Origin of the sequence: Mycobacterium sp. PSTR-4-N, assembly GCF_022348085.1 — a bacterium.
In the GTDB taxonomy this organism is placed as follows: Bacteria; Actinomycetota; Actinomycetes; order Mycobacteriales; family Mycobacteriaceae; genus Mycobacterium.
In genome coordinates, this window is the sequence record NZ_JAKRFN010000011.1 from 72035 (window position 1) to 85509 (window position 13475).

Sequence of the window (13475 nt, forward strand, 5' to 3'; positions counted from 1 at the left end):
CCCGCAGTCCTTTAATCTACTTGACAAGCCAATGCATTTCATGGGGAGCCATTCGTGATCAGCGGAATAGGCCGCTGACGGCCTGCGAAGGACCTTTGCGCGGCTACTCATTTCGTACTGCGGCTCGGACGTTGAGGGACCTGTCTGACTCGGCTAGACCTAAAATCTGGTCGCGTAAGTTGCCTGATGGATCTTCACTTGACGTCCGCGCTAGCGTCCTTGCTGCCGCCACTCTGACCCTTCGGTGTGAGATCTCCCATTCGCGAACAACGCGCTCCCACGCGAGGCGCCGAACAGAATTGTCGGAAATGAGCGGAATGCCCCTGACGGCTGCAGCTTGAACGCGACTATCAGGATCGAAAACTGCTCCTAGGAGGGCTGCGTCCACAGCCGTCTCGAGCCCTTCGACCGACAACGCAGCGCTCGCTAGCTGTGACACCGCATAAAGTCGGACATTGATATCAGGATCGCGTGTAGAAACGATCAGCGAATTCATAGCGTCAACCCTGGACACTGGCAGCCGTGCCAAGAGGCCGGCGATCGATGCGTTGATGGCACGCAAGTCATCCCTACCTGTCCAGTAACGGTCGATCGGCGACAGGTTGGTCTTAAAGCTTATTGCCCCCAAGTCGGGATGGTTAGGACTGAGTATCTCCGTATCGACCAACCAACTGAGTGACGCGATGGCGTCGATTATATCGTCGGACGACGTAAATGGAGAGTTCGCAAGATCCACTATTAAACGGATCGCGGATTCATCGATCCGTTTGAGAGATACCATGCACTGGGCAATTTGAAGGGGAATGCTGTCGATGCGCTTTGTCCACCTACCGGCTCGATTTTCAGCCAGCTGATCTTTGAGTTCTTGTTTGCCTGCAATCAGACATTCCTCGAGCAAGGGTTCCGGGACGATAGCCGCCGCTAACGCCGCGACCTCTGCTGCTCGTGAGTGGGGAAGCAGCTGTTGAAAGCGCGCAATGTCGGATGAACCAGGATCTTCGTCCAAGAGCAGGGCGGCGAGTGTGGTCAAGTTCGGAAAGTTGTAGGTATTACCTCTCTCGGCCGTGCGCTCCAGGACTTCGAGAAGCATTCGGCGGAGGCTGTATCGAGCGGAAGCGGGTAGAGCGGTCGCTTCCGAGACATTTAAAGTGAGTGCGACCGACAGTTGCTCTTCAGGATCGAGATCGCGGAACCTGTCGAGCCACGTTTTTGAATCCGCGCGGCTCAACGACGCGAAAAGTCTGGTTGGTGCGTCAGTTATATCGAAGAGTAAAGCGTCCTCCGAAGTCCTTTCGACCCTGAGCGTGTCGATGAGGGAAATAATCAGGTCGTTAGGCAGCTCGTCCCATATGGCAGAGCACATCCCTACCCAATCGCTCTCGCTGATCCTGTTGCCTGATTTCAGATCTTCTCGGAATATTTTCGCGATGAGTTCCTCTGTCAGATACTGTTCGTTTGCATCGACCAACGATCCTGGGCGTGCGCCTCCGCTCAGTGCCCATGCGGCAATAGCGTCGGCTCTTTCCACCGGCTGGTCGCTATTGATTAGCAAAATCGACGCCTTGAGGCGCCAGACTTTCTGGAGGGCCCAATAAGCGCCGGTCCATCCGGCTTGCAGTTCCGCGGCACGCAGCCGAATGGGGTTGGTATGAGGATCTGCACCCCATGTGCGGGTGAAGGGCGAAGTGAACTGCCGGCGAGCATCTCGATAAAATTGATCGTACGCAGTCTCGTATACAGAATCAGTAATGGAGGAGTACGAAACCAATTCCGAAGTTGGAGGCTTAAAGTAAATACGGGCATCGGCGCCAAACGCGGAACCAACGGAGTGAATGGCCTGCGATAATTGCCCGGATGAATACTCTAAAGCTAGGTCATAGTATGGACGCGCCGCAAGAGTCCCTCCGCGCTCAAGCGCCCATGTCATTAACTTCAGGTAGCTGCGTGCTGAGATATCGCGCGAAAACGTCGTTTGACGAATGAATTCGTCAACACGGGTCAAAGAGCTAGAGGCGGTGTCAAGCCAGGCTTGAACCAGAAGAACAATCAGTTGCTCAAGATCGCTTTGCGGCTTCCAGTCAGCAAGTACTGCTCGCGCGCCATCAGAATCCCCGTGGAGAGCGGTTTTAATTGACTCTGCGGCGACGAATAAAACCGAAGTTCCAGCAGCCGTTAGGACTACTTCATGGCCCTGCCTGGCGTCCCCGATATGTCGAGGATCAAGCGACAGGATCCCGAGGAAGTGAAGTGCACCTGCGTCGTCCGACTTTATCAGTACCTTTTGATCAAGACGGATTGCAGCTTCCAGCAACTCCGTGGCCGGTGGCATACTCACCTCTCCTCGAAGTAGTGATTCGGCAAGTTGGACTGTCTTGCGGAGATATCCATGATTACGCGACTGAGGATTTCGACCATTGCGGCGGCTACGCTCTCGTGGCCGGGAGGGCCGGTGCGTGACCACCGCACCTCATCCTTCAACACGTCTAGCGTTGCATGAAGTTCCTTCACCGCGCGCTTGCGTGAATTGGGAGGCGGGGGGTCCATCCAAATGACTGCCACTTGAGTCTGCGTCGCGCTGACCGCCTGGAGCAGTTCCTCTTTTGTACCCGGCCGCAGATCTTCATGTAGAAGCACTACGACTAGATGCGCCGACGCAGCGTCATGACGGAACTCCCTGTTGCCATCGCCAAAAGTCTTGCGTGATACGGCATCTTCCCAACGCCTCACTGCTAACCTGTAGTCCACACCGGCGTCCAAGGCCTGCGTGTTGATCGCGTCGGCGAGCAATTCGAACAGGTCGCGTTGCTGAGCGAGGTCTGAGCCCGATGATAGGAAAATCTCGAACTCTTGGACTGTTCGCCCGCGGCCGAGCAAGTATGTCGGTGTGCGTGGTGCGGGCGCGTTCATTTCTGTCTCGATGACCGCGACGCGACCGCGTTGCGTGACGATGCGCTACGACCATGAACGCTTATCGATCTGCAGCTTTGGTCCACTCGCCGGAACCTCAACTGACGACGACGCGGAAGACCGCTGACACCGATTCGCCCGGCGCCACCTCGCGATACCCGCCGCGGCGCAGCGCGTCGGTGGGCGCGGCCATCGGCTCGAAGCAGATCACGTCGTCCTCGCCGGGTGCGAACACCTGCGCCGCGGTGTAACCCTGGTCGTAGTGCACCTCGATGCGGCGGCCCCCACCGGAGACCGCGAACACCGAACCCGGCGCCACCTCATCGAAACCCTCGTCGATGAACCTGTCGCCCAACAGTTCCGACGCGGCCGCACGCGGCTCGACCCGGCCGGTCGGGATGCCCCAGGCGTTGACCGGCTGATAGCGCATCGCCGGCGTCTCGACGAGCCACTGCGCGCGCGGCACCCCCGGCAACTGCAGGTACGGATGGAACCCGAAACACAGCGGCACCCGCGCACCCGTCGTCGCGGTCACCGTCGTCGTCACCGTCAGCGTGCGGTCCCGCAGCGTCGCATCGAGGGTGAGCAGATGCGGGAAGGGGAACGTGGTCAGCAGCGCGGGCCGCGCGGCGAAGTCCAGTTCGGCGGTCAGCTGGGACTCCAGCGCCGTCGTCACGGTCCAGTCCGGGTAGGCCGCCAACGTCCCGTGGATCGGCACCCCGTGCTCGTCGGTGCGGACCCCACCCGTGCCCGGCGTCAATGTCACCACCGCGCCGTCGACCCCGTAGCCCATGCTGCTCAACCGGTTGGCCCACGGGTAGAGGATCGGGATGCCCATGGTCTTGTGGTTCGACACATAGGCCTGCAGTCCCCGCCGCTGGCCCAGCAGTTCCACACCGTCGTCGGACAGCGAGCTGGCGACCATCCCGGCGGCCGGAACGTAGGTGGCGGTCAGCGCGGAGGACGGATCACGCAGCGTCACGGTTTCGAACGTGTCCATGGCATGCGATCCTGCCACGTGTGCTCAGCTCGCCAGAGGATCGTGGCGAATTCGTTCGGCGGGCGCGCCTTTCGCAATGAGCGCGGCCTTCGTGGCGGTCACCATCTCCGGGCGGCCGCACACCAGGATCTGGCGGTCTCCCCAGCTGCCGTAGCGGGTGACCACCTCGGGCAACCGCCCGGTCTGGCGGACGTGCAGGCCCCGCGGCGGGGTCACGTCGGGGTACTGCGCCGCCCACGGCGGGTCGAAGTCGAACTCGGACACCGGCGTCACCGACAGCCAGGGGTTGGTCGCCGCGATCTCCCACAGCGTGCGCAGGTCGTAGAGCTCGCAGGGGTGTTTCGCGCCGAAGAACAGGTGCACGCGCGGGTTCTCCCCGAACCTCGTCAGGTCCATGATCAGGGCCCGAAGCGGTGCCAGACCGGTGCTGCCGGCCACCATCAGGACGTCCCCATCGTCGCGGTCGATGTCCAGCGCGCCGTGCGGGTTGGACACCCGCCAGCGGTCACCCGGGCGTGCTTCGCCGACGATCGCCCGGCTGACCATGCCACCGGGCACCGACCGCACGTGGAACTCGACGTAACCGGCGGGATCGGCCGGGATCGACGGGCTCAGGTAGCGCCACCGCCGCGGCCACTGCGGAATCTGCACCGGCACGTATTGGCCGGGGTGATAGCCGAGCGCGTGATCCATCTTCAGCCGGATCACCGAGACATCGCGGGTGGGCCGCAGGTGTTCGAGGACGGTGCCGTCGCAGAACGGCGGGCTGGTCTCCGCATCGGCGGCGCCGCTCATGACGCCGACCATCAGCGACACCACGTCGGTGACCGCCTCGTCGAGGCGGCGATCCCAGCGGTGGGCCAGGTGCCTGCGCAGCGTCGCCAGCAGCGCGAGCTGCAGTGTCTCGTAGTGGCCGGACGTCACGCCGTACTTGCGGTGATCGCGCCCCAGCTGGGCGAGGAACGCCACCGGTTCCTCGGCCCGCTGGGCGATCAGCTCGTCGCACAACCAGCTCAAAGCTTGTCCGAACACCTTGCGCTGGGTGGCCATCTCCGGGGGGAAAAGGTCGCGCGCCGACAGATCGGAGGCGAACCAACGGGTGTAGAAGTCGCCGACCAGCGCATCGTCACCGGTGTCGAGCGCATCCCGCAGGATGTACATCGACTCGCGATCTTCCAGGCCCACGCCGCACGATCCTAGGTCACCCGCGGCCAGGCCACCTACAGGCCGTGAATGCCCTTGTAGAGCACCAGGATTCCGATCACGACGAAGATGGCGGCGATCAGCGCCGCGTGCTGGCGTTCCAGCCAGACCCGGACCCTGGCCAGTGTCGGGTCGAGCCGCTGACCCGACACGGCGTAGGCCAGCACGGGCAACGCCACCGTGCATCCCGCGACCAGCACATACCAGGCCTCGGCGATCCACACCGCCGGGACGTCGATGCCTGCCGATCCGATCGCCAAACCGGCTGCCGCGCAAAGGAACAGCACCTTGGGGTTGACGACGGTCAGGGCCAACGCGGTCGCTGCGGCCTTCGGCGGGGTCATGGAGCTCATCCGGGTCATCCAGCCGGGCATGTGCTCGGACTTCGCGCGGTTGATCCAGCGGTACACGCCGAGCGCGATCAACGCCGCCCCGACGACGATGCGCAGCCAGGACGCCCAGCCCGGCGGCTTGGTGCCGATACCGCCGATCAGGTTCGACAGCTCGAGGAACACCGCGGTCAGCGCCGCGAGCCCGATGATCCAGCCGACGAGGAAGGCCAGTCCGGTGGGCCGGGGCCGCGGGGTCTGCAAGACCAGCACCGCGGGAATGATGGTCAGCGGGGACAGCGCGACGACGAGGCCCAACGGGACGAGCTCGGCCAGCACGGATGCCCACGACACGGCCAAGAACCTAGCAAAGCCCCGCCGCTATCGTCGTCTAATGACTCAGCCCGGTCCGCGCCCGGCGACGGCGGTGACGGTCTTCCACGCCGATGGTGACGACGCGGAGTTCACCCGGTGGGCCGCCCGGCTCCTGGAGTCAGCCCGGGACGCGCACGGACACCTGTCGAGCCGGGTTTCCGACGTGGTGGACGTGACGTCGGATCGCGCTGTCGCCGTGACGTTTTGCGACGATGCCGCGCTGCACCGGTGGCTCGACAGCCCCGACCGCGAGGCGGTGCTGTGCGACGGGCGGGCGCGGGGATTCTGGACCGCGACGCCCGACGTGGTGACCACGGCGGACAACGTGCAGGCGTCGGGCATCGGCGTGTTCGGGCATGTCGTGGCCGCCGGCTGTGACGACGAGTTCCGGGCCACACAGGCCCGGCTCTCGCGGGCCGCGGCGACGCAGCCGGGCTACCTGGGGACGGTCCTGGTGGCGGGCGAACAGGACGGCGAATGGACCTCGGTCGTGCGGTTCCGCACCGGTGCGCAGCTCGTGCAGTGGCTCGCCTCCGCCGAGCGCGGTGCTGCGCTGGAACAGATGCGTGGCACCCTGAGCAGGGACTTCAGCACCGGCACCACGCCGTTCGGCACCACGGTGCGGGTGCAGGACGGTCAGACGTTGATGACGCCCAACTGGAAGTCGGCGATGTTGGTCCTCGCCGTGCTCTACCCGACGGTGATGTTGCTGTCCCGGTTCCTCGGGCCGGTCGTCGATCACGCGGGTGCGCCACCGTGGCTGGCCCTGTGGATCAGCCAGATCGTCAGCATCGTCGCGATGCAGTGGTGGTTGATGCCTGCGGCGTCGCGGCCGCTGCGCCGGTGGCTGGACCCGGTCGACGGCGCCGGTGCTCGCGTGAGCGGGGTAGGCGTGGCGGTGATCCTCGTGGTCTACGCGGTGACGTTGACGGTGTTCGCCAGCGTGCACGAGCTGCAGTTCTGGGATTACGCGTCGTGACGATGACTCCCGGCGGTACCGACGGTCAGAACCGTATGACGATCGACCACCTCCTCGCCGTCCTGCCCGTCAGCAATGTCGAGGCCAGCCGCCCATGGTTCACCGCGCTGTTCGGCAGGCCGGAGGACAACCACCCGATGCCCAGCCTGATCGAGTGGCAGGTGCTGCCCGGAGCGTGGCTGCAGGTGTTCTGCGACCCTGTCCGCGCCGGGTCGGGGTTGTTCAACCTGGCCGTCGACGACCTCGAGGCCACACTTGCGGAGCTGCGGACGCGCGGGCTGGAGCCGGGCGGGGTGGTCGAGGCCAGCAAGGGCGTGCGATTGTCCGCGCTCACCGATCCCGACGGGAACACCGTCACCGTGATCGGCGGGTTCCGCGTCGAGTACTGATCCGGGGCCAGGCGTTGGCACACCGCTCACCGTCGCGTCATCTGCTGATGCCATAGTGCGCATGTGTCGGTCGTATCGCAGCCGCGTGCGGGACTCCGACGGCTGGTACCGCCAACGCTGGTCGGCTTCTGCCTGATCAACAGCGCGACCTTCGGCGTCGACCTGGTGCTGTTGACGGGGTTGCGCGGTGGACTCGGCGTTCCGTACCCGCTCGCGGTGACGGTGGCCTATGCATGCGCCTTCGGCCTGAGCTATGTGCTCAACCGTCGCTTCAACTTCCGCTCGCACGCCCCTGTGGGACAGGAGTTGGGCGTCTACGTCGCGGTGGTGGTGGTCAACTTCCTGGTGTTCATCCTGGCGCTGTCGACACTGCTGACCGAGCTCGGCCTCGACTACCGGCTGGCGCGGCTCGCGGTCGGGGGATGCGAAGCCGTCTTCATGTATTGCGCGCTGCGGTGGGTGGTCTTCCGCAAGCGCGTGGCGGCAGGCTAGGGGCCGTCGAAGCGGTTCTGACCCAGGCTGTCGACGAAAGCCGGCCCGCGGGAGTCGAGTTCGCCCCCGAACTGCTCTGCCCACGATCCGAACGGATGGTGGGCCAGGTATTCGTTGCGGAACCGGTCGTCTTCGGACACTTCGGTCGTGCAGAACGCGGGGATCGCGAGATCGACCACGGGGTTGTCGCGTTCGACCTCGGCCATCAGCAACGGGGCGTTGGCGCCCAGGAAGCGATCGATCACCCACCCGTCCTCGCCGAGCCAGACCGAGGAGCGGATCTTGACCACGACATGGTCGGCCCGCGAGACGATCTGGCCCGCCACCAGCGGATCGAGTTCGCGCTCGGCCTCGTAGCGGGTCCCACCGGCGGCCGGACCCTTGGCGGTCATGGTTCCCATCGACTCGTCGCCCAGGGCCGTCACCAGCTCGGCCGGCGTTGCGTCGAGGTCGGCGGGGGCCGGTCCCTGCACACGTACCCGCACGGCGTAGCCGTCCGAGACGAACAGATAGGCCTGCGCGATCAGTAGCGGGCTCGGGTCGGACGCCGCGACCGCCGGCATGTCGCGAACGAAGAACTTCCGTTCGTACTCGAAGTCGCCGATGTCGGACATGCGTTGACGTTAACCCTGGTCGCGTTCACGTGCGGGGACGTGGCGTTCGTGTCCACCAGGCGAAATGTCCGCGAAGCGATCGGTGCCGTTCGGCCCCTGGTGTCGCGTCGGCAAAAAAGTTAAAGTTGAGCGGAACAGACTCAAGGTTTTCCGCGTTGATTCTGTCGACTAGCAATTTTCCGGGTCACCCGTGTGGCCCGTCGGACCCGTAAAGGAGTGTCGTGGACTCGTTCAACCCGACGACCAAGACCCAGGCGGCCCTGACGTCGGCGCTGCAGGCGGCAACGGCCGCGGGCAACCCGCAGATCACGCCCGCTCATCTGTTGATGGCGCTGCTGACGCAGAACGACGGCATCGCCGCCCCGTTGCTGGAGGCCGTCGGCGTCGATCCCGCGACCGTGCGCGCCGAGACGCAGCGTCTGCTCGACCGGCTGCCCAGCGCCACCGGCTCGGCGTCGCAGCCCCAGCTCGCCCCGCAGGCCGTCGCGGCCATCACCGCCGCGCAGCATCTCGCGACCGAGATGGACGACGAATACGTCTCCACCGAGCATCTGCTCGTCGGTCTCGCGACCGGCGACAGCGACACCGCCAAGCTGCTGACCGGCCACGGCGCATCGCCCCAGGCGCTGCGTGAGGCGTTCACCAAGGTCCGCGGCAGTGCCCGCGTCACCAGCCCCGATCCCGAGGGCACCTACCAGGCGCTCGAGAAGTACTCCACCGATCTGACCGCACGCGCCCGCGAGGGCAAGCTCGATCCGGTCATCGGCCGGGACACCGAGATCCGTCGCGTCGTGCAGGTACTGAGCCGTCGCACCAAGAACAACCCGGTGCTCATCGGCGAACCCGGCGTCGGCAAGACCGCGATCGTCGAGGGTCTGGCCCAGCGCGTGGTCGCCGGTGACGTGCCGGAGAGTCTGCGCGACAAGACCGTCATCTCGCTCGACCTGGGCTCGATGGTGGCCGGCGCGAAGTACCGCGGTGAATTCGAGGAGCGCCTCAAGGCCGTCCTCGACGACATCAAGAACTCCGCCGGACAGATCATCACGTTCATCGACGAGCTGCACACCATCGTGGGCGCCGGCGCGACCGGTGAGTCCGCGATGGACGCCGGCAACATGATCAAGCCGATGCTGGCCCGTGGTGAGCTGCGGCTGGTCGGTGCGACCACGCTCGACGAGTACCGCAAGTACATCGAAAAGGACGCCGCACTCGAGCGGCGCTTCCAGCAGGTGCTGGTCGGCGAGCCCTCTGTCGAGGACACTGTCGGCATCCTGCGCGGGCTCAAGGAACGCTACGAGGTGCACCACGGCGTGCGGATCACCGACTCCGCGCTGGTGGCCGCCGCGTCGCTGTCCGACCGGTACATCACCTCGCGGTTCCTGCCCGACAAGGCCATCGACCTCGTCGACGAGGCCGCGTCCCGGCTGCGGATGGAGATCGACTCCCGGCCCGTCGAGATCGACGAGGTCGAGCGGCTGGTGCGTCGCCTCGAGATCGAGGAGATGGCGCTGGCCAAGGAGGAGGACGCGGCGTCGAAGGACCGGCTGGAGAAGCTGCGCGCCGAACTGGCCGACCACAAGGAGAAGCTCTCGGAGCTGACCACCCGCTGGCAGAACGAGAAGAGCGCCATCGACGTCGTCCGCGAGCTCAAGGAGCAGCTCGAGGAGCTGCGCGGCGCGGCCGACCGAGCCGAACGCGACGGTGACCTGGCCAAGGCCGCCGAGCTGCGGTACGGCCGGATTCCCGAGGTCGAGAAGAAGCTCGACGCCGCGGTGCCGCAGGCGGAAGCCCGCGAGGACGTGATGCTCAAGGAGGAGGTCGGCCCCGACGACATCGCCGATGTGGTGTCGGCGTGGACCGGAATCCCGGCGGGCCGGATGCTCGAAGGCGAGACCGCCAAGCTGCTCCGCATGGAGGAGGAGCTGGGCAAGCGCGTCATCGGGCAGCGCAAGGCCGTGCAGGCCGTCTCCGACGCGGTGCGCCGCTCGCGCGCCGGTGTCGCCGACCCGAACCGGCCGACGGGCTCGTTCATGTTCCTGGGCCCGACCGGTGTCGGTAAGACCGAGCTGGCAAAAGCGTTGGCGGAGTTCCTGTTCGACGACGAGCGGGCGATGGTCCGCATCGACATGAGCGAGTACGGCGAGAAGCACTCGGTGGCTCGGCTGGTCGGTGCGCCTCCCGGCTACATCGGCTACGACCAGGGAGGCCAGCTGACCGAGGCGGTGCGTCGTCGTCCGTACACGGTGATCCTGTTCGACGAGATCGAGAAGGCCCACCCGGACGTGTTCGACGTGCTGCTGCAGGTGCTCGATGAGGGCCGGCTGACCGACGGCCAGGGCCGCACGGTCGACTTCCGCAACACCATCCTCATCCTGACGTCCAACCTGGGCGCCGGCGGCACCGAGGAGATGGTGATGGCGGCGGTGCGCTCGGCCTTCAAGCCCGAGTTCATCAACCGGCTCGACGACGTGATCATCTTCGACGGGCTCAACCCCGAGGAGCTGGTCTCCATCGTCGACATCCAGCTCAACCAGCTGGCCAAGCGGTTGGCGCAGCGCCGGCTCACCCTCGAGGTGTCGCTGCCGGCCAAGAAGTGGCTCGCCGAGCGCGGCTTCGACCCGCTGTACGGCGCGCGGCCGCTGCGCCGGTTGGTGCAGCAGGCCATCGGCGACCAGCTGGCCAAGATGCTGCTCGCGGGCGACGTGCACGACGGTGACATCGTGCCCGTCAACGTCAGCCCCGACGGCGACCGGTTGGTTCTGGGCTGAGTTGGGTCCCGCGACCAGACGCAAACTCGCGTGTTTTCTGCCGAAAGCACGCGAGTTTGCGTCTGCCTGGGAAAAAGGTGCCTAAGAAAACGCGGTGCTCGGGAGGTCCGTCTCGTCGCCGAGCAGCGCGTCGACGATCCGCTCGGCCACCGCATCGGGCTCCAACCCCTGCGGTAGCCGCGGCGGGTCGCCCGCGATCGCCCGGCCTGCGAGGCCGGTCTCGGTGTGGGGCGGCCGCACGTCGACGACGCGGACCTTGCGTCGGCGTGCCTCGCTGCGGACCGCGGTGAACAGCGCCGCCGTCGCCGCCTTGACTGCCGAGTACACAGCCATGTTTGGCAGTGGCTTCTCTGCGACCACCGCGCTGATGCCGAGGATCACCCCGCCGGGCTCCACGACCGGCAGCGCGGCGCGCATCACGCGCAAGGGCGCCAGGAAGTCGACCAGCACGAGATCGTCGACGGTGTCGTCGTCGATGTCGGTGAACGGCCCGAATGCCACCACACCAGCGGCGATGACGACGCCGTCGAGCCGGCCGTGCTGCTCGCGGGCCGCCTCGACCACGGTCCGCCCGGCGTCGGGCTCGCGCAGATCGGCGGTGACGGCGTGGACGTCGCCGAGCTGGCCGAGCGCGTCGGCGTTGCGGCCCGTCACCGTCACCGCCGCGCCGCGCTCGGCGAGGGACCGCGCGATCCGCGATCCGAGCGCCCCGCTGGCCCCGACAACGAGGTAGGCCGTGCCGGTCAGATCGGTCATCGGGCCAGTATGCGTCGCCGGCGCCGGCAGGAGGTCCGGGAGAAGGTGACCGGGTTGTGACCCAAACGGATTCGGACCGGACCGCTGGGAGCGGATACTCTGGTCGCAATGGTTCCGCTCTGGTTCACGCTGTCCGCACTCTGTTTCGTGGGTGCGGCAGTTCTGCTGTACGTCGACCAGGACCGCCGTCGCGGTCTGGGCCGGCGCCGCAAGTCGTGGGCGAAGTCGCACGGCTTCGATTACGAGCCCGAATCCGCCGACATCCTGGACCGTTGGAAGCGCGGCGTGATGTCCACCGTCGGCGATGTGACGGCCAAGAACGTCGTCCTCGGGCAGATCCGCGGCGAGGCCGTGTTCATCTTCGACCTCGAGGACGTCGCGACGGTCATCGCGCTGCACCGCAAGGTCGGCACGAACGTCGTCGTCGACATGCGGCTCAAGGGCATCAAGGAGCCGCGCGAGAGCGACATCTGGCTGCTCGGCGCTATCGGGCCCCGCATGGTCTACTCCACCAACCTCGACGCTGCCCGGCGCGCGTGCGACCGGCGCATGGTGACGTTCGCCCACACCGCGCCCGATTGCGCCGAGATCATGTGGAACGAGCAGAACTGGACGCTGATCAGCATGCCGGTGACCAGCACCCGCGCCCAGTGGGACGAGGGCCTGCGCACCGTGCGTCAGTTCAACGACCTGCTGCGTGTGCTGCCGCCGGTGCCGTCGGCCGCGGCCGGGCAGCCCGTGGCGCGCCGCAGCGGCTCCCCGAGCCGGCCGCTGACCCCGACGCCGCCGCGGCCTGAGCCGCCGCGCCGTCCCGTGCCCCCGCCACCCCCCGGGCAGCGCAACGGCCGGCAATCGCCGAACTATCAGCGGTAGCTATCCTCTGGGCATGTCCCGTCCCGTCGCGTTGATCACCGGACCGACCGCCGGGATCGGCGAAGGTTTCGCGCGCCGCTACGCGGCCGACGGGTACGACCTGGTGCTCGTGGCCCGCGACACCGCGCGGCTGGACCGCTTGGCCGATGAGCTGCGGCAGCGGCACGGCACCGGGGTGGAGACCATCACCGCCGACCTCTCGGTGGCCGCTGATCGGGACACCGTCGCCGAGCGGTTGCGCGCCGGGGTCCGCGTCCTGGTCAACAACGCCGGGTTCGGCACCTCCGGCGAGTTCTGGTCCGCGCCGTACGAGAAGCTGCAGGCCCAGCTCGACGTCAACGTCACCGCCGTCATGGCCCTCACCCACGCGGCGTTGCCGGCGATGATCGCCGCGGGCACCGGCACCGTGCTCAACGTGGCCAGCGTCGCGGGTCTGCTGCCCGGGCGCGGCTCGACGTACTCGGCGTCCAAGGCGTGGGTGGTGTCGTTCTCCGAGGGGCTGGCCAACGGCCTGGGCGGTACAGGGGTCGGCGTCCACGCACTGTGTCCGGGATTCGTGCGCACCGAGTTCCACGCCCGCGCCGGCATCGACATGGCCGGCACCGCGTCGTTCCTGTGGCTCGAGGTCGACGACGTCGTCGCCGAGACGATGTCCGACATGGCGAAGGGCAAGGTCGTGATCATCCCGGGCCTGCAGTACAAGGCGTTGACCACCGGCGGGCGCATGGTGCCGAGAACCCTGGTGCGCGCGCTGACCCGAACCGTGGGCAAGGGCCGTGGCCGGACCTGA

The 13475-nt window shown here is 66.4% G+C and carries 13 protein-coding genes; 6 read left to right on the forward strand and 7 right to left on the reverse strand.

The genetic code is table 11. The features are described from left to right. Positions 1–103: 103 nt before the first annotated feature. The 5 genes from MHN84_RS16245 to MHN84_RS16265 all read right to left on the reverse strand — a co-directional run bounded on the left by MHN84_RS16245 (position 104) and on the right by MHN84_RS16265 (position 5799). Positions 104–2329, reverse strand: a complete 2226-nt coding sequence (locus MHN84_RS16245) for a hypothetical protein (protein ID WP_241205558.1) — start codon at positions 2327–2329, stop codon at positions 104–106. A gap of 2 nt (positions 2330–2331) precedes the next feature. After that, positions 2332–2907 (reverse strand): hypothetical protein, encoded by a 576-nt coding sequence (locus MHN84_RS16250; RefSeq protein ID WP_241205559.1) that lies wholly within the window; start codon positions 2905–2907, stop codon positions 2332–2334. Between the two features lie 97 nt (positions 2908–3004). Beyond that, complete coding sequence (locus tag MHN84_RS16255) at positions 3005–3907, reverse strand: aldose 1-epimerase (protein ID WP_241205560.1); 903 nt, start codon at positions 3905–3907, stop codon at positions 3005–3007. Between the two features lie 24 nt (positions 3908–3931). Further along, the gene (locus tag MHN84_RS16260) at positions 3932–5092 is read right to left on the reverse strand and encodes an FAD-binding oxidoreductase (protein WP_241205561.1); all 1161 of its coding nucleotides are present in this window, start codon (positions 5090–5092) and stop codon (positions 3932–3934) included. A gap of 35 nt (positions 5093–5127) precedes the next feature. Then, the gene (locus MHN84_RS16265; protein ID WP_241205562.1) at positions 5128–5799 is read right to left on the reverse strand and encodes a GAP family protein; all 672 of its coding nucleotides are present in this window, start codon (positions 5797–5799) and stop codon (positions 5128–5130) included. A 34-nt stretch (positions 5800–5833) separates the two neighbouring features. Here MHN84_RS16265 and MHN84_RS16270 point away from each other — a divergent pair, with 34 nt between their 5' ends. The 3 genes from MHN84_RS16270 to MHN84_RS16280 all read left to right on the forward strand — a co-directional run bounded on the left by MHN84_RS16270 (position 5834) and on the right by MHN84_RS16280 (position 7674). Continuing rightward, positions 5834–6793: an antibiotic biosynthesis monooxygenase gene (locus MHN84_RS16270; RefSeq protein WP_241205563.1), complete on the forward strand. Its 960-nt coding sequence runs from the start codon at positions 5834–5836 to the stop codon at positions 6791–6793. A 35-nt stretch (positions 6794–6828) separates the two neighbouring features. Beyond that, a complete protein-coding gene (locus MHN84_RS16275) occupies positions 6829–7182 on the forward strand; it encodes a VOC family protein (RefSeq protein ID WP_241205647.1) in 354 nt (117 codons plus the stop codon). Between the two features lie 63 nt (positions 7183–7245). Next, a complete protein-coding gene (locus MHN84_RS16280) occupies positions 7246–7674 on the forward strand; it encodes a GtrA family protein (protein WP_241205564.1) in 429 nt (142 codons plus the stop codon). Here the strand turns inward: MHN84_RS16280 and MHN84_RS16285 are convergent. After that, complete coding sequence (locus MHN84_RS16285) at positions 7671–8288, reverse strand: hypothetical protein (protein WP_241205565.1); 618 nt, start codon at positions 8286–8288, stop codon at positions 7671–7673. The genes MHN84_RS16280 and MHN84_RS16285 overlap by 4 nt on opposite strands. Positions 8289–8509: 221 nt before the next feature. Between MHN84_RS16285 and clpB the strand changes: the two genes are divergently transcribed. Continuing rightward, the gene (gene clpB / locus MHN84_RS16290; protein ID WP_241205566.1) at positions 8510–11056 is read left to right on the forward strand and encodes an ATP-dependent chaperone ClpB; all 2547 of its coding nucleotides are present in this window, start codon (positions 8510–8512) and stop codon (positions 11054–11056) included. An 81-nt stretch (positions 11057–11137) separates the two neighbouring features. On the opposite strand, the gene MHN84_RS16295 is transcribed toward clpB, so the two are convergent. Continuing rightward, the gene (locus MHN84_RS16295; protein WP_241205567.1) at positions 11138–11812 is read right to left on the reverse strand and encodes an SDR family oxidoreductase; all 675 of its coding nucleotides are present in this window, start codon (positions 11810–11812) and stop codon (positions 11138–11140) included. A gap of 108 nt (positions 11813–11920) precedes the next feature. Here MHN84_RS16295 and ttfA point away from each other — a divergent pair, with 108 nt between their 5' ends. Both ttfA and MHN84_RS16305 read left to right on the forward strand, forming a co-directional pair. Further along, positions 11921–12685 (forward strand): trehalose monomycolate transport factor TtfA, encoded by a 765-nt coding sequence (gene ttfA, locus MHN84_RS16300; protein WP_241205568.1) that lies wholly within the window; start codon positions 11921–11923, stop codon positions 12683–12685. A gap of 13 nt (positions 12686–12698) precedes the next feature. Further along, entirely contained in the window at positions 12699–13475 is a 777-nt protein-coding gene (locus MHN84_RS16305) for an SDR family oxidoreductase (protein WP_241205569.1), read from the forward strand.

Excerpts from the sequence above, each read along its gene's own strand:
- MHN84_RS16305 (WP_241205569.1), top strand. The coding sequence starts at position 12,699 with ATGTCCCGTCCCGTCGCGTTGATCACCGGACCGACCGCCGGGATCGGC.
- MHN84_RS16245 (WP_241205558.1), bottom strand. The coding sequence starts at position 2,329 with ATGCCACCGGCCACGGAGTTGCTGGAAGCTGCAATCCGTCTTGATCAA.
- MHN84_RS16250 (WP_241205559.1), bottom strand. The coding sequence starts at position 2,907 with ATGAACGCGCCCGCACCACGCACACCGACATACTTGCTCGGCCGCGGG.
- MHN84_RS16255 (WP_241205560.1), bottom strand. The coding sequence starts at position 3,907 with ATGGACACGTTCGAAACCGTGACGCTGCGTGATCCGTCCTCCGCGCTG.
- ttfA (WP_241205568.1), top strand. The coding sequence starts at position 11,921 with ATGGTTCCGCTCTGGTTCACGCTGTCCGCACTCTGTTTCGTGGGTGCG.
- MHN84_RS16285 (WP_241205565.1), bottom strand. The coding sequence starts at position 8,288 with ATGTCCGACATCGGCGACTTCGAGTACGAACGGAAGTTCTTCGTTCGC.
- MHN84_RS16275 (WP_241205647.1), top strand. The coding sequence starts at position 6,829 with ATGACGATCGACCACCTCCTCGCCGTCCTGCCCGTCAGCAATGTCGAG.
- MHN84_RS16270 (WP_241205563.1), top strand. The coding sequence starts at position 5,834 with ATGACTCAGCCCGGTCCGCGCCCGGCGACGGCGGTGACGGTCTTCCAC.
- MHN84_RS16295 (WP_241205567.1), bottom strand. The coding sequence starts at position 11,812 with ATGACCGATCTGACCGGCACGGCCTACCTCGTTGTCGGGGCCAGCGGG.